The following is a 14,975-nucleotide window of genomic DNA, read 5'->3' on the forward strand; positions in this document are numbered from 1 at the left end:
CAAATCAAAGGCCGCTCCAGCCCTTCTTCCGGCGCCGCGTTGGGCGCCCAAGGAAAGGCCGGATCAACCCGCCAATTCCTCCCCTGGTGGTGCTTAATCTGTTGCGCCCGCCCGCGTCTTTATTGCGTGGGTCGGGTGTGTTGCCGTGTCCCGCGTGTGCGGGATGGGTAGCTCTTCGTAGGAGCGAGCTCGCTCGCGATTCGGCCGGCGCCGGAGCTCCCGCAGACACTGTTCTCGAGCAAGCTCGCTCCTACAGGTCCCGGCCGGATGACGCGGAGCGTTATCCGCTGTGGTTTCTTGCCAGGCCCTACGTCTACGTCGTTGACTCAGTGCTTCCCGAACACTCGCAAAGCTCCCTCTCCCTTCAGGGAGAGGGTGGGGGAGAGGGGCTCTTGCCTTTCGGCCTCAGCTCCCCGCCCCCTGACGGTTGAAAACCTTGGTCACTTCACCCCCCAGGCGGAAGCTGTTGAACGGCTCCATCTTCTTCTTCCAGTCCTGGGTCTTGGGCGCGCAGCTATAGAGCGCGCAGTAGGGTTCCAGCCAGGCGAACTTGCTGTTCTCCTTCAGGTCACCCATGTCCTGGTCGTTGCCGGCCTTCTCGTCGAATGCGTCCTGGTCGTCCACGCCTTGCATCACGCGGTTGGCCAGGCGCTGCAGGGCGCCGTTGTTTTCCTGGCGCAGGTCGACGCCGTTCACCTGGGCGAAGGCGGCGATCATGGTCAGCGGCGGCAGCGAGTAGTTGTGGTACGACAGCGCGCGCTGGCGGCGCTTGAGTTCGTTGGGCAGGTAGCCGTCGTTGTCCACCTGGTTGGCGGCGACCTTGAACTCCTGCACCGACCAGTCGAACAGGTCGCGGCGGTTGGTCACCACGGCGGTGGACATCACCGACCAGGCGGCCCAGTAGGAGTGGTTGTTGATCTTCTTCAGCGGCAGATCGCTCCAGTCGCGCACTACCTGGCTGCCCAGGGTACTGAACCAGTTCTCGATCTCCTTCGACTGCTCGGAGTAGGCGGCCAGCGGGCGGCTGCTGGAGAACTTCAGGCGCATGTAGGAGGACGACAGGCTGCCCAGCGCCCATTTGCGCATGGACTTGCCGGTGTGGTTGTAGTCGCTGCTCTCCAGGGCGCCGGCTTTTGCCCATGAATCCAGCCAGTTCATCGCGCAGTCCAGGTCACCCTTGTTGCCGCTGCGCATGTACTGGGTGATGAGCTTGGTGGCGCCGCGCTCCATGTCGGTGATGTCCTTGATCTGGCTGCGGAACTCTTTCTCCGCATCCGCGTTCAGGGTTGAGCGCGCCGAGTCCGACCCCTTGTACTTGCTGGTGAACTGCAGGCTGCCGGTGTACGGCGTCGGCGCGGTGGGGCAGCTGTCCGAATCCTTCTTGCTGCCCTTGTCGCCGACGGCGGAGAAGTAACCTGGCGGTGGCATCAGATCAGCGGCGTAGGTGGCGCTCTCGCCACCGAACAGGGCGCCGAGCACGGCGATGGTCAGGCCGATGCGGGCGACAACGGGCGTCTTGATCTTGTGGAGGCTGGGCATGGTGCTTGTCCCTCGCTTCAGTTGGCGGCCACGTCGGCCGACTTGGCTTTGGGCGTCTGACAGAGCTTGGCCTCGACTTCCAGACCCGCCGGCATGTCTTCCGGCGCCTCGATCTCCAGGGAGAGGAACTGCTGGTTCGACCAGTCTTCGTCGTTGCGCAGTTCGAAGACGTAGCGTCCGCCGGTATCCACGGCCTTGGACTGCTCGATCTTCAGCTGCTCGCGACGACCGTTCATGTACCAGATGGTGTTCTTGAGTTCGTGCACGCCGGGGTCGGAGTAAGTGACGTCGGCGGTGTAGCTGCCCGAGCGGATCGGCAGGGCGCCGCTGTTGAGCAGCACCTCGTTGCTGCCCGCGTGCAGCTTGACCTTGCGGCTGATGGCCGGCTTGCCGTCGGCGCAGCCGTTGTCCACCAGCGGCATGGCCTGGCGGTAGAAGCTCTTCTGCGCCATGTCGTAGTGGGTGGCGAATTCCCAGATGAGGATCTTCGGCGGCTTGTCGTGGAATTCCTTGCTGGTCATGTAGGCCAGCAGGGAGCTGTCGAAGCCGCCGCCGGACACGGCGTTGTTGAGGATGTCGACCTTGCCGTACTGCTCCAGGAAACCGGCGAAGTTGTACGCCGGGCCACTGTTGGAGGTACCCACCAGCGCGACCTGGGCATCGCCGCCTTCACCGAACAGATCGCCGCCGCCGGAGTCGCCCACCGGTTCGGTCTCGAAGCGGTCGACGTACTGCGGTGCGTAGCTGCTGCCGCACAGCTGCGCGGCGGCCTTGTGGAAAGTGCCGAGCTTGGACAGCAGGCCCACGCGCTTGCTTTCGAATTCCTTCTTGGGAATGTCGTTGTAGGCGGGGATTTCCTTCAGCGTCTCGGCCACGATTTTCGCGCTGCGCATGGCGCCGTACGGAGTCCAGTGGTGGTCACCCTTGAAGTAGAACGGGTGCTCTTCCTTCTCGTCGAACAGCGGTGAGAAGTCCGGGGTATAGATGCCCGCCTTGCGGAACTGGGCGATGGTCGCCTGGTAGTTCTGCTTGGCCAGGTCGTAGTTGAAGCTGGCCTTCTCCTGCGGGTTGAGCTTCTCGCGGTTCACCAGGCCACGGGTGGGCTGGTAGACGACCACCAGGTCGATGCCCTTGCGCTTGAGTTCATCGCGCAGCTGCTTGAGCTCGCGCCAGCCTTCGGCGCTGGTGCCGAAGTCGGTTCGCAGGTCGTAGGTGGTACGGAACAGCCAGTCTTCCTGGGCCGGTACCAGGTGGGTGAAGAAGCCCAGGTACTTGGTGTTGTATGCCGCTTCATTGGAAGCGGTGGGGCACAGCCCGGCGGCCGGCTGCGCGGAGTAGCTCGGTGCGTCGGCGGCGTTGGCCTGGTGGGCGAGCAGCAGGGCGGCAGAGAGGCCCGACAGGCGCAGCAGGTTGATGGTCAGTCGTTTCATGTGTCGGGTCCTCAATTTTGCAGTTCGGCCTGGCTTTCGACGGGGTCGATCAGCACCGCGCGTTGCTGGCGCACCAGCAGGTCCAGGATCTGGTCCTGCTTCTCGCCGAGCACGCCGTTGAAGGAGATGCCGGAGGATTTGGTCGGGCCGAGCATGGCCACCTTGTAGAGCTCCAGCGACAGCGGCGAATCCACCGACAGCGGGCCCGAGCCATTGCCGGCCAGCTTGCCGCCCACCACGATCAGCGAGACCTTGGTATCGAAGGGGTCGAGGTCGATGTTGCGGTCGGTGTCGGACAGGTCCTTGATGTGGCCGTAGACGCCGATCAGCTTGTTGCCGGCCGCGAGGTTCTCGTACAGGCGGATGTTCACGCTGTTACGGATGCGGATGCCGTGGCGCAGATTGGCCAGCACCTGGTTGCCGTAGATGAGGTTGTCGCCCGACTCGTAGAGCGTGATGCCGTCGGAGTGGTTGCGGTACACCTCGTTGTAGGCCACCAGATTGCGCTCGGAATTACGGTCGAGGACGATCCCGGAGAGGTGGTTGTCGTAGGTCTTGTTGTGGATGATCCAGCTGTCATTCACCTCACGGGAGACGATGATGCCGTGCTTCTTCTTCGTCCCGTAGACGGTGTTCTCGGCGATGATCAGGCGGTGCGAGCGGTCATGCGGGTCGATGCCGTAGACGATGTTGTTCTTGTAGGTGTTGCCGCGCACCACCAGGTCGTCCGCCTCGTAGCAGTAGAAGCCGTACCAGGCGTCCTCGAAGGTCGAATTAAGCACCCAGCCCAGGGGGCGCGGGCGCTTCATGGTCTTGTCCATGCCCGGGCTGTACTGCGAGATGGAGATGCCGTAGGCCTTGGAAGCGTTGTAGCCGAAGCTGGTGAAGTGGCTGTTCACCAGGTAGGCCTCGGCGCCGCCCCAGGAGATCAGGAAGGGGCGGAATTCGTTGGGCGTCTTGTACCAGGCCGGCTCTTTCTTCGCTTCGTTCCAGGCAGTGACCTTGGTGTCCCGCACGAACAGCTTGCCGTCGTTGACCAGGAACGAGCCGCGGTCCTGGGACAGGCGCAGTTCCTTGACCTTGCCGTCGATCTCCAGGGTCGCGCCCTGGCTGACGACGATGGGCAGGCGGGCGATATAGACACCCGGCTCGACCTGTTCCAGCGCGGTCTTGGGCAGCTTGCCGACCAGCTCTGCGAGGTTGACGTAGCCGCCGTCGATGAAGATCGCCTGGGGCATCTGCCGCTGGCGCTTCACCCACTCGGCCAGGCGGTTCTTGCCGCCGGTGAATTCCTTCAGCGGTTGCTGCTGGACCATGCGTTCGACGTGGGCCTGGCCACGCTTGTTGCGCTCGATCTTCTTCTCTACCGCCTCGGCGGTGTAGCCGGTGAGGTCGGGCAGCTTGGGCGGCTCCAGGTGAAGCGGCTCGCTGGGAGCGGCGGTGACGGTGTAGTTGCCGGACTCCTTCAGCGTCTGGGTCTTGCCCGGCTCGCTGCCCGGTTGTTCTGCCGGGGCCTTTTCGTCTGTGGTGGTCTTGCCGGCTTCGGCTTTCGCGGCGTCGGTCTTCTTCGCATGCGCGCTGCTGGCTTCGGCCTTGGCCGCGGGCTGCGCCGCCCAGGCTGGAGTGGTGGCCAGCAGTACGCTGCCCAGCAGCAGGGTGGACCACTGCACGGCGCTGGACTTGCGCTGGCCTTGCGGCCCCCTCACCCCAACCCTCTCCCGGAAGGAGAGGGAGCTGTTCGGAGCGATCGGCTGGCACGGCACGCAACCCAACGCCAGAGCGCCCCCTCTCCCCCTGGGAGAGGGCTGGGGTGAGGGTGTTGGAGCGGGGAAGGGTGCTCGGATAGTCATCGCTACAATCCTCAGAAGTGCCAGATCACGTCGACGAAGGCGTGGTGCATGGTCGAGTCGACGTGGCTGCCGTAGGCATCGCCGGGCTTGAAGACGCCGCCGCGGAAGCGGATCAGCGCCGACGGCTCGTCGATCGCCTGGCTCATGGAAGCCGGCAGCAGGCCCTGCTTGAAGTACTTGGTGACGACCAGATCGACTTCCTGGCCGATGTCCTTGGAGTCATTGACCAGCGGTGCGGTGATGCCGCTGTTGCCGATGTCCGAGTCGCTGTCCACGCGGCGGAACTTGTTGTAGATGACGCTGGCGTCATAGTCGTCGCGCAGCTGCCAGGAACCGAACAGCGTGGCGGCCTCAAGGTTCGACAGCTCACCGCGGAAGGCTTCGCCGAAGCGGTGCGCGCGGGCGCGGGTGCCGGTGAAGTTGGAGCGGTTGCTCTCAAGGCCCGTCTGTTCGAACTGGTCTTCGCCGTTCTTGCCGCCGCCGCTGCCACGGGCGTAGGCGCCACCGACGCGCCACTGCTCGTCGATGTTCCAGCGCAGGCCCAGGTCAGCGCCGTAGGCATCCACATCGCCGCTCTGCTTGCCGGCGGCGACACGCTCGCCGTTCACCGGGACGGTGGTCAGGCGGTCGCGGTTACCGGTGAGCCAGGTGGCGCTGGCCCAGTAGTTGATGGGCATCTGCGAGCGCCAGTTGTAGCCGTCGCCGTTGGCCTCGATGCCAACCCAGGTGAGGTCGCCGGTGGAGCGCTTGTCCAGCGAGTCGACGGTTTCACCCGGGTCCGGCAGGCTGCCGCTGTCGTCGGCGTGGTGGACGCGCAGGCCGACCCAGTGCTGGGGCATCCACTGCGTGGAGATGTCGCCGAAGACGTGGGTGCGGTCCTTGTCGTCCGGTGCCAGGTCGGTGATGTCGGTACGGTAGTCGGAGAAGCGCTGGGCGGCGCCGACATGGGCACGCAGCAGGGTGGTGTCGAAGGTCCAGTTGAGGGCCTCGATGTTGGTGTCCTGCCACATGCCGCTGTCTTCGCGCAGGCGCTGGCGCCCGAAGCGCAGGTGCTCGCCGGGGTACTGGGTGAGGCCGGCGTAGTCCACCCAGAATTCGCGCAGGGCGAGGTAGGCGTCGTCGGGCTCGCGCTTGTTGTCGCTGCTACCGCTGCTGTCGTTGTTGACGTCGTCGTTCTGCAGGGTGTCGGTCTGAATGGTGTCAGTGGCGGCAACCGCCTGGCCCATCACATAGGCGCTCCAGTCGCCCCACTGGCCGAAGGCCCAGGGCCGCACATCCAGGCCGAGGCCGTTGAGGTCGCCGCCGTGGGCGGTGCCCAGGTCGCGATCGTCCTCGGATTCGGCGGTCACCTTGATGTCGATGCCGAAGTTCTTCGGTGGCTCTTCCGCCGCGTGGGCGAGGCTGCCGAACAGAGTGCCTGCGAGGCTCAGGCCGACGCCGAGCATGGCGGGGAACAGGCGGGCGCGGCGAATAGCGGTAGCCAGAGCACGCGGCTGAACTCCATCAACGAGAGCAAACAGCGGGGTGGTCATCGGGTCGGTGCGCTTCATAGATTTTCTTGTTCCTGGTTGTTCTGCAGAAGGCTGACGGTGGCTTGCCAGTTGGCGCCGCGAGCCTGTTCTTCACGCTTGAGCAACTGCTGGGCCGCACTGCGGTCGGCCGGCTGGATCTGCGGTTCGATCTGTGCCATCAGGTCGCTCGCGGTGGGGACCTGCTGGCGCTGGGCGAGCTCGCCGAAGACGTAGGCGTTGACCAGGTTCGGGCGGATGCCGCGACCCTGCGAATAGAGCTGGGCGAGGGCCATGTCGGCGCTGGCCTGGCCGGCGCGCGCGGCGATCAGCAGGTGATCCACGGCCTTCTGCGGGTAGACCTGGCCGAGGAAGCCGCGGCGGTAGATCTGGCCCAGGTAGTAGTGCGCCTGGGGCTCGGTGGCGGCGGCCTTGAGCAGGTGCTGTTCAGCCTTCTGCGGTTCCTGCGGGGCCCACTTGCCGTCGTAGTAGAGGCGGCCCAGCAGCAGTTCGGCGCGCGGCTGGGCGGCGTCCTGGGCTTTCTTCAGGTAGTCGAGCATCTGGTCGAGGTCGCCCAGGTCGGGGTTGTCGTACTGCAGCTTGGCCAGGCTGACCCAGGCGGCCGGGTAGGTCGGCGCGATCTCTGTGAGCAGCGCCTGCGCGGCCTGCGGGTCGGCGGTGCCGATGTTCGGATCGGCCAGCACGCCGGCCACCGATTCGACACGCTCGGACGGCACGCGCCCGGCCTTCCAGCCTGCCTTGAGCGCTTCGATGTGGGCCTTCTGCTTATCCGCGTTGCCCTGCTTCTGGTACACGGTGGCCAGTTCCATCCAGCACACGTCCATGCGGTTCAGCCAGCGCTGGCAGACCTGCTCGACTTCGCCCAGGTGCTGGTCGTAGGTGCCCTGGGTGCGGTACAGGATGATCTGCGCCAGGTCGGCTTGTGGCAGGCCCTGGGCGCGCCACTGGTCGATGCGCTGCTGTGGGTTCACGTTCGGCCAGGCCTGCGGGTACTGCAGATAGAGGACGATCAGCGGCACCAGCGCGCTGTCCTCGCCTTCGTTGAAGGCGCGGCTCAGCAGTTGCTCGGCTTCGCGGTGCTCGGCGTCGGTGCCGCCGGGCTTGGCTGCCAGCCACTTGCCCAGGCGGGCGCGGGCACGTGGCGAGCTCTCGGCCGCTTCGCGGTAGAGCTTCTCGGCGCGGGCCTGTTCGTCGGGGGCGCCGGTGGCGGCCTGCATATCGGCCAGTCCGACCTGTGCGTCGGCGTAGCCCATGGTGGCCAGGGCCTGGAAGTTGGCCTGGGCGGTGGCGATGTCGCCGCGCTCCAGGGCTTCCTGGGCCAGTCGCTGGTCGGGCAGGCCGGCGCAACCGGCGGCTGCGGCGATGGCCAGCGCCAAGGCTAGGTTCGGGGCAAGTCGTGAGACAGGTCGATTCATGGCAGGCGTCCTCTTAGCGGGCGGTGGCCAGGGCCATCGCCTTGTTCAGCAGGGTGCGGCCCGGCAGGCCGCCGATGCTGACTTCAGTCGGGCGGCCAGCCATCTGGCTGTCGAGCGGCTGGTCGGGGGTAATCTGCACGCGGATTTCCGAGGACAGGTCACCGTCCACCGGTGCGGTGCGCAGGATGCGGCCGCCGCGTACTTCGCTGTCGCCGGCGACCTGGAAGTTCACGTGGGTGCCGGGCGAAAGCTCGGCGGCGTTGCGGTAGGGGAAACGGGCTTCGACGGTGGCCAGGCTGTCGCGCGGGGTCAGGGTGAAGATCACGTCGCCCTTGTTGGCGAACTGGCCGTTGGCGACGCGCTGCTCGACCACGCGGCAATCGCACGGGCTGGTCAGGGTGCCCTTCATCTGGTGGCCGAAGAGCTTCTCGATGTTGCTCGGGTTGAGCTGCTCTTCGGTCAGGTTGCCCTTGAGCAGGTCCAGCAGGTTGGCGGAGAAGGAGGCGATCGGCGCGCCCTTGGCAACTTCGGCGCCGGGCTCCACCAGGCTTTCCACGGTGCCTTCGCGGGGCATGGTGATCTGCTGGTTGGCCACGCTGACCACGCCCGAGTCGGCATGGGTGACGAAGTACAGGTTGTAGATCTGGTTGAGGATCACCGCGAAGGCGCCGACACCGACCACGAAGATCGCGGTGCTCACGGTGACCGCGCGGAAGCGGCCGAAGAAGCCCATGCCGCCGGAGCCGGCGCCGTGCTTGCGGGCCTTGGTGAAGTTCTCGCGCTGCAGGGTGTTGAGCATGTCGCCCACGCTCACCACTTCACCGGCCAGGTAGGAGGTGATCAGGTAGCGCAGGGCGGCGATCTCGCGCGGCTTCAGGTGCTGGAATTCGCAACCGACGCGGCTGGTTTCGCGGTCGTAGGAGCGCACCTGGAATTCCACTTCCAGGGAGAAGCTGATGCTGTCGATCTGGAACAGCAGCTTGCCCTTGTGCAGGTCGCCGACCTGCACCGGAGTGTTGTTCGCGGAAGTGAACGCGAAGCCACCGGCGGACAGGTCCAGCAGGCGGGCGTCGACGCCCTCGCGGTGGGATCCGATGTAGCGGATACGGGCGGGCAGCTTGACCCGTGCGTGCTGGCGCTGTGCTTCGGATTCATGCACGACATTGACGTTGACGGCGGTATTCATGAGGTCGAGTCCTGTTCGTAGCTAATTGGGGAGGGCTTTGCCAAAAAGAGTCAGACGATGGTCAGCAGTACGGCGACGAAAACGCTGGCCGCGGAAAAAGTCATGGCGCGCGAGGACCAGGTGTTGAACCACTGCTGGAAACTGGCCAGGCCGCGGTCGAGCTTGGTGTTCTGGCGGGTCCACGACTGCTGGTCGAGGCGGAAGAACACGTAGATCTTCACCAGGGCACCGACGATCTGGTTGTAATAAAGAATCGCGGGATAGGCCGGCCCGATGTGGTGCCCCGACAGCGACAGCAGCAGGGTCAGCACGAAGCGGGTGATGCCGATCCACAGCAGGTAGATGAGCAGGAACGCGATGCTGTACTTGATGCTGGCGATGATCGCGGCGACCAGGCCGAGCAGGCAGGTCCACATCGACAGGCGCTGGTCGAACAGCACCACGCTGGTGAACCAGCCCAGGCGTTGCGGGCCCAGGGCCAGGGCGCGGGAGTTCTGCCGCAGGTTGTTGCCGTACCAGCGGAACATCAGCTTGCGGCTGGCCTTGATGAAGCTCTTCTCCGGCGGGTGCTCGACCGTGTTGATCGCCGCGTCCGGCACGTAGAAGGTGTCGTAGCCCAGGCGCATCAGGCTGTACCAGCTGGACTTGTCGTCACCGGTGAGGAACTGGAAGCGGCCCAGGCGCCAGTGGTCCAGGTGGTCGCTTTCCACGTCGGTGATGAAGTCCGGGTCGGTGACCACGGCGGCGCGGAACACCGACATGCGCCCTGTCATGGTCAGCACGCGCTTGGACAGGGCCATGGAGCACATGTTGATGTGGCGCTGGGCGAAGCGCAGCTTGTGCCACTCGCTCATCACGTAGCTGCCCTGCACTTCGCAGAATTCGTTGGTGGTCAGGCCGCCGACGTTGGGGAAGAGCTTGAACCAGGGCACGGTCTTTCTCACCACGCCGGGTTCGAGCACGGTGTCGCCATCGATCACTGCGACCACTGCATCTTCGTCGGGCAGGTGGCGGGAGATGGCGCGGAAACCGTGGGCCAGCCCGTCGCGCTTGCCGGTGCCGGGGATGCGCACGAAGTCGAGTTCGACATGCTCCGGCGGGTTGAGCTTCTGCCACTGCTGCTTGATCAGCACCTCGTCGGACATCTCGACGATGGAGCACACCACGGTGGTGGGGTAGCCGCAGCCGATGGCTTCTTCGATGACCGAGCGATAGACCATGGAGGTGGTCAGCGCGTCGATACGGAAACTGGTGACCATCAGGTACACATGGGACGGGGCGGCCGCGTCGCCGAGCTTGCGCATCTTGCGGCGGTAGTGCGGGTAGACCACGTAGAGGAACAGCATGCCGCGCAGGAAGTGCAGGCCGCCCATGGAATAGCGCCAGATACCGACTGCGCCGATCAGCAACAGGAAGTCCTTGGATTCGGCGTCGAATACGGTTGGCGGCACCAGTAGCGCCAGCAGCATCAGCAGGCTGAGGAAGACCAGCCAGCCCGTGGCTTCACCGATCACTCGTTTGTAGGTTTCCATCGTCGAAATCCGTCTGTCGCTTGGTGGGCGGGGGGCTCTTGTAGGAGCGAGCTTGCTCGCGAACCCGCCTGGCACACTTGTGCCGTCGGAAAGTTCATTCGCGAGCAAGCTCGCTCCTACGAAGAGCAGGTGGCGCTTACCAGCAGATGCCTTCGGCGCGGTCATCCGTGACGCTGGGCATGAAGCCGATCAGGTCGACGACCTTCGTGCCTTCGGGCGCCTGCTTCACGACATCGACGAACAGCTCGTCACCGTTGCCCAGCACCAGTACGTCCGAGGACTTCACGACGGCGTCCAGGTCCGAGACCAGCAGCGAGGAGACGTGCGGGATCTTCGATTCGATGTACTCCTTGTTCGCGCCATGGACACGGGCGTACTCGACGTTGCGGTCGAAGATCTGCAGCTCGTAGCCCTTGCCGATGAGCATCTCGGCCAGTTCCACCAGCGGGCTTTCGCGCAGGTCGTCGGTGCCGGACTTGAACGACAGGCCGAGCAGGCCGACCTTGCGGCTGCCGTGGGCGGCGATGATGTCGAAGGCCTTCTGCACCTGGTGCTGGTTGCTGCGCATGATCGAGCCGAGCATCGGGTGTTCGATGTCCAGCTGGCTGGCGCGGTAGGTGAGGGCGCGTACGTCCTTGGGCAGGCAGGAACCGCCGAAGGCGAAGCCGGGCTTCATGTAGTAGCGCGAGAGGTTCAGCTTGCGATCCTGGCAGATCACGTCCATCACCTCGCGGCCATCGACGCCGACGGCCTTGGCGATGTTGCCGATTTCGTTGGCGAAGGTGACCTTGGCGGCGTGCCAGACGTTGCAGGTGTACTTGATCATCTCGGCGACCTCGATGGTCTTGCGGATGATCGGCGCGTCCAGCTCGCGGTAGATTTCTTCCAGCAGGTCGCCGGTCTGGGCGTCCAGCTCACCGATGACGGTCATCGGCGGGAAGTCGTAGTCCTTGATCGCGGTGGATTCGCGCAGGAACTCCGGGTTGGTGCCTACGCCGAAGTCGGCGCCGGCCTTCTTGCCCGAGCAGTCCTCGATGATCGGGATCACCACGTTGTTCACGGTGCCCGGCAGCACGGTGCTGCGCACGACCACGGTGTGGCGCTCTTTCTTCTCGCGGATGGCGTAGCCGATCTCACGGCACACGGACTCGATGTAGCCCAGGTCCAGGTCGCCGTTCTTCTTGCTCGGGGTGCCGACGCAGATGAACGACACGTCGGTGTCCAGTACGGCCTTCTTGAAGTCGGTGGTGCCCGACAGGCGACCGGTGCGGATGCCCTGTTGCAGCAGTGGCTCCAGGCCCGGCTCGACGATGGGCGACTTTCCGTTGTTGATCAGATCGATCTTGGTGGTGGAAACATCCACCCCAACGACTTCATGGCCTCGCGCGGACAGGCAGCCGGCACATACTGCGCCAACATACCCAAGACCAAAGATGCTGATACGCATCGCATTCACCTCTTCAATGGTCGAACTGTTTAAAGTTGCCCGGTAGGGCGATTTTCAAAGGGTGCAAGAACCCCCGGAAGAACCATTAAAAGTTTCTTCCGTACTTCCTTTCAGGCAGGCATGGGAATCGAGTGCTAAACTTTAGAGCACAGTCTTGGCGCAAACTTTGGATGTTTGCCCTGTTATGTTTCAGGCAGATTGCAAAGTTGGTGCAGTCTCTGCCTGGCGTGCTCCAGTTTGGTTAGATGATTGCCTCGTCATCTGAAAAGTTAATTTATTTCATTGGGTTACGGTCCACGGTCGGAATCGGAAAGAGCTGATCGAAATAACCTTGGAACTAAAACTCCAATTTCCATCGGGGCACTTTTGCGTCGTCATCGATGGACGTTGCGCAAATAGGATTTATCTCAAATGCGGTTAGTTCCTTCCGCCCATCCCGTCTCTGAAATCATTTGAAATATCCAATTGACATCACTTGATGCTGCGCTAATGGCAAAACGCATGTCGTTTTCGTCAGTGCAAAGTGCAATGCCTGGGAAAGTTCCATTGAATTTTTCGTTAAAAACGACCGTGTATCGTCGTTAAGACATTCGTTCAGCTGCCGTTCAGCTTCATCTCTTGCAAAGTGCAATCGTGAAATGCATGTCATGGCCAAAGGCTGTTAATGGCCAATGGATTACAACGCAGGGAGCGAATCAGGACGATTTCCATCCTTCCGACCGGTTCGGACGGTCGAAAAAATTTCTCACGATTAATCCTGAAGCAGACGAACGGTCAATTTGACCATTTCAGGTGTGTGGTCTTCAGGGGGTGTTTTGGGCATTAAACGTACAGAACCGCCACCCATGATTGGTCAGTTCCATGGCCGATGGCTTACAGGCCAGTTGGCATCAACCGCCCCCACCGCGCCTTTCTTGTAGGAGCGAGCTAGCTCGCGAACCGCATTCGCTTCATCGATCGAAGGAGATTCGCGAGCCAGCTCGCTCCTGCATAAAGCAGGCGGCTGCGAAGGAAGGAGGGGGGCGAAACGAAAACGGGAGCCTTTCCACAACTGGAAAGGCTCCCGTTTGGTGCAGCAGGGGGAAGATCAGTCTTCGCTGTGGTCGCGCAGGAACACCAGCTGATCGGGCTTGGAGTGCTCGGAACTGTAGGCGTAGCCCGCGTAGTTGAAGTCCTTCAGGCCTTCGGGGTTGGCCAGGCGTTCCTTGATCACGTAGCGCGCCATCATCCCGCGGGCCTTCTTGGCGTAGAAGCTGATGATCTTGTACTGGCCGTTCTTCAGGTCCTTGAACTCGGTGTCGACCACCCGTGCGTTCAGGGCCTTGCGCTTTACAGCGCCGAAGTACTCGTTGGAGGCCAGGTTCAGCAGCACGTCGTCGCCCTGCTCGGCCAGGGATTCGTTCAGCCAGCCGCTGATGCGTTCGCCCCAGAAGGCATAAAGGTCCTTGCCGCGGGCGTTGGCCAGCTTGGTGCCCATTTCCAGGCGATAGGGTTGCATCAGGTCCAGCGGGCGCAGCACGCCGTAGAGGCCGGAGAGCATACGCAGGTGGCGCTGGGCGAAATCGAAGTCGCCCTCGCTGAAGTCCTCGGCCTGCATCCCGGTATAGACGTCACCCTTGAAGGCCAGCAGTGCCTGCTTGGCGTTGGCCTGGGTGAACTGCGGGTGCCAGCTGCCGAAGCGCGCGGCGTTCAGGCCGGCCAGCTTGTCCGACAGGTGCATCAGTTCGGCGATCTGCGCCGGGGTCAGTTCCCGCAGGATGCCGATGAGCTCCTGGGCGTCGTCCAGGTGCTCGGGCAGGGTGTAGCGCTGCGTCACCGGCGCGGTGTCGTAGTCCAGGGTCTTGGCGGGGGAAATCACCATCAGCATCGTGCGGTCTCCTACAAGCGAGCAGCGATTGTAGGGATTCGCGGCCGCCGGCTCCACCTATGGGGACGATAGGAGTCGCTGCTCCACCGGGACCTGTTCCATGCGCTTGAGCAACTCGCCGAGGAAACAGCGCTCGGCCTGCGTGTGTTTCTGTTCGCGGTTCCACAGCAGATGGATATCCACATCGTCCACGCCTTCCTCGGGCGGCAGCGCCCACAGGCGCCCCTGGGCCAGGTCGTCAGCGACTATGTGGCGCGGCAGGCAGCCGATGCCGAAGCCGCAGCAGACCAGGCGGCGGACTTCCTCAAGACTGGGGGAGGAGGCCACCAGCTTGCCGGTGAAGCCTTGTTGGTCACGGAAGATGGTCAGCGGCGAGAGCACTTCGCCGATCTGGTCGCTGGTGAAGGTGACGTAGTCCTCGCCCTGCAGGTCGGCCAGGCGCAGCTCGCGACGGCCATAGAGCCTGTGGTGGCGGCCGCAGAGGAACACATAGCGCTGGCGCAGGAAGGCGCGCTGCTCCAGGCGTGGCGAGGGTTGTCGGCACAAGGCCAGGCCAAGGGTGGCGGTCTTCTGTTGCAGGGAGCTGAGCACGTCGGCGCTGCGCATGACCTCTACATCCAGTTCCACGCCGGGGTGCGCGCGGTGGAAGTCGGTGAGGAAGTCGTCGTAGAAATCCGACTGGATGCGGCTGATGCTGAGCAGACGAACCTTGCCGACCACCTGGTCGGCAGGTTGCTCCAGGGCGGCGGCCAGGCGCGAGACATTACCGTTGACGTCGCCAGCGATGCGCAGGATTTCCTCGCCCAAGGCGGTGATCTCGAAGCGTGGTCCACGCCGCTGCACCAGGTCTGCTCCCAGTTGTTCCTCCAGCCGGCGCAAGGCCTGGCTGACCGCCGGCTGCGTCAGGTGCAGGCGTGCGGCGGCGCGGCTGATGCTGCGTTCCTGGCCGATCACCAGCCAGGTGCGCAGCAGGTTCCAGTCCAGGCGGTCATTGAGAAAGCGGCCAAGCTCCATCGCAGGGCTCCAGCGGGGGAATTCCTCGATTATAAGCTGTAATTATTCTTTGAATAACGATTAGAAAATTGACTGATTATCCGGCCGGGGGCGATAACGTCCTCAGGCGCCGGAGAGCGCCGAGACCTTGCATACGCTGCCCAAAACAATCGACAAGATCCGGGAG

10 protein-coding genes are annotated in these 14,975 nt (G+C 63.7%); all 10 read right to left on the reverse strand.

All coding sequences use genetic code 11. The features are described from left to right. Window positions 1–405: 405 nt before the first annotated feature. Window positions 406–1,521, reverse strand: a complete 1,116-nt coding sequence (locus AC2T4A_RS10640) for a mannuronate-specific alginate lyase (RefSeq protein WP_486743668.1) — start codon at window positions 1,519–1,521, stop codon at window positions 406–408. Between the two features lie 35 nt (window positions 1,522–1,556). Next, entirely contained in the window at window positions 1,557–2,969 is a 1,413-nt protein-coding gene (locus AC2T4A_RS10645) for an alginate O-acetyltransferase (RefSeq protein ID WP_416744668.1), read from the reverse strand. 11 nt (window positions 2,970–2,980) lie between these two features. Further along, window positions 2,981–4,717: a mannuronan 5-epimerase AlgG gene (gene algG / locus AC2T4A_RS10650; RefSeq protein ID WP_416744952.1), complete on the reverse strand. Its 1,737-nt coding sequence runs from the start codon at window positions 4,715–4,717 to the stop codon at window positions 2,981–2,983. Window positions 4,718–4,830: 113 nt separating this feature from the next. Then, complete coding sequence (locus tag AC2T4A_RS10655) at window positions 4,831–6,264, reverse strand: alginate export family protein (protein WP_478377893.1); 1,434 nt, start codon at window positions 6,262–6,264, stop codon at window positions 4,831–4,833. A gap of 101 nt (window positions 6,265–6,365) precedes the next feature. Continuing rightward, on the reverse strand, window positions 6,366–7,763 hold the full coding sequence (gene algK / locus AC2T4A_RS10660; protein WP_486743260.1) for an alginate biosynthesis TPR repeat lipoprotein AlgK: 1,398 nt from the start codon (window positions 7,761–7,763) through the stop codon (window positions 6,366–6,368). A 13-nt stretch (window positions 7,764–7,776) separates the two neighbouring features. Further along, window positions 7,777–8,949, reverse strand: coding sequence for an alginate biosynthesis protein Alg44 (locus AC2T4A_RS10665; protein ID WP_416744666.1), 1,173 nt, complete (start codon window positions 8,947–8,949; stop codon window positions 7,777–7,779). A 50-nt stretch (window positions 8,950–8,999) separates the two neighbouring features. Then, the gene (gene alg8 / locus AC2T4A_RS10670) at window positions 9,000–10,481 is read right to left on the reverse strand and encodes a mannuronan synthase (RefSeq protein WP_416744665.1); all 1,482 of its coding nucleotides are present in this window, start codon (window positions 10,479–10,481) and stop codon (window positions 9,000–9,002) included. Window positions 10,482–10,617: 136 nt separating this feature from the next. Continuing rightward, window positions 10,618–11,928, reverse strand: a complete 1,311-nt coding sequence (gene algD / locus AC2T4A_RS10675) for a GDP-mannose 6-dehydrogenase (protein WP_478377812.1) — start codon at window positions 11,926–11,928, stop codon at window positions 10,618–10,620. Between the two features lie 1,087 nt (window positions 11,929–13,015). After that, window positions 13,016–13,795: a peroxide stress protein YaaA gene (gene yaaA, locus AC2T4A_RS10680; protein ID WP_486743261.1), complete on the reverse strand. Its 780-nt coding sequence runs from the start codon at window positions 13,793–13,795 to the stop codon at window positions 13,016–13,018. Window positions 13,796–13,852: 57 nt separating this feature from the next. Beyond that, complete coding sequence (locus AC2T4A_RS10685; RefSeq protein ID WP_486743262.1) at window positions 13,853–14,809, reverse strand: LysR family transcriptional regulator; 957 nt, start codon at window positions 14,807–14,809, stop codon at window positions 13,853–13,855. Window positions 14,810–14,975 lie beyond the last annotated feature (166 nt).

It is taken from the genome of Pseudomonas sp. PVC-3-1, from assembly GCF_057444315.1.

What these genes read in the sequence shown, in the direction of transcription:
- yaaA (WP_486743261.1), bottom strand. Translation starts at nt 13,795, where the DNA reads ATGCTGATGGTGATTTCCCCCGCCAAGACCCTGGACTACGACACCGCG.
- AC2T4A_RS10645 (WP_416744668.1), bottom strand. Translation starts at nt 2,969, where the DNA reads ATGAAACGACTGACCATCAACCTGCTGCGCCTGTCGGGCCTCTCTGCC.
- algK (WP_486743260.1), bottom strand. Translation starts at nt 7,763, where the DNA reads ATGAATCGACCTGTCTCACGACTTGCCCCGAACCTAGCCTTGGCGCTG.
- AC2T4A_RS10665 (WP_416744666.1), bottom strand. Translation starts at nt 8,949, where the DNA reads ATGAATACCGCCGTCAACGTCAATGTCGTGCATGAATCCGAAGCACAG.
- AC2T4A_RS10685 (WP_486743262.1), bottom strand. Translation starts at nt 14,809, where the DNA reads ATGGAGCTTGGCCGCTTTCTCAATGACCGCCTGGACTGGAACCTGCTG.
- alg8 (WP_416744665.1), bottom strand. Translation starts at nt 10,481, where the DNA reads ATGGAAACCTACAAACGAGTGATCGGTGAAGCCACGGGCTGGCTGGTC.
- algD (WP_478377812.1), bottom strand. Translation starts at nt 11,928, where the DNA reads ATGCGTATCAGCATCTTTGGTCTTGGGTATGTTGGCGCAGTATGTGCC.
- AC2T4A_RS10655 (WP_478377893.1), bottom strand. Translation starts at nt 6,264, where the DNA reads ATGCTCGGCGTCGGCCTGAGCCTCGCAGGCACTCTGTTCGGCAGCCTC.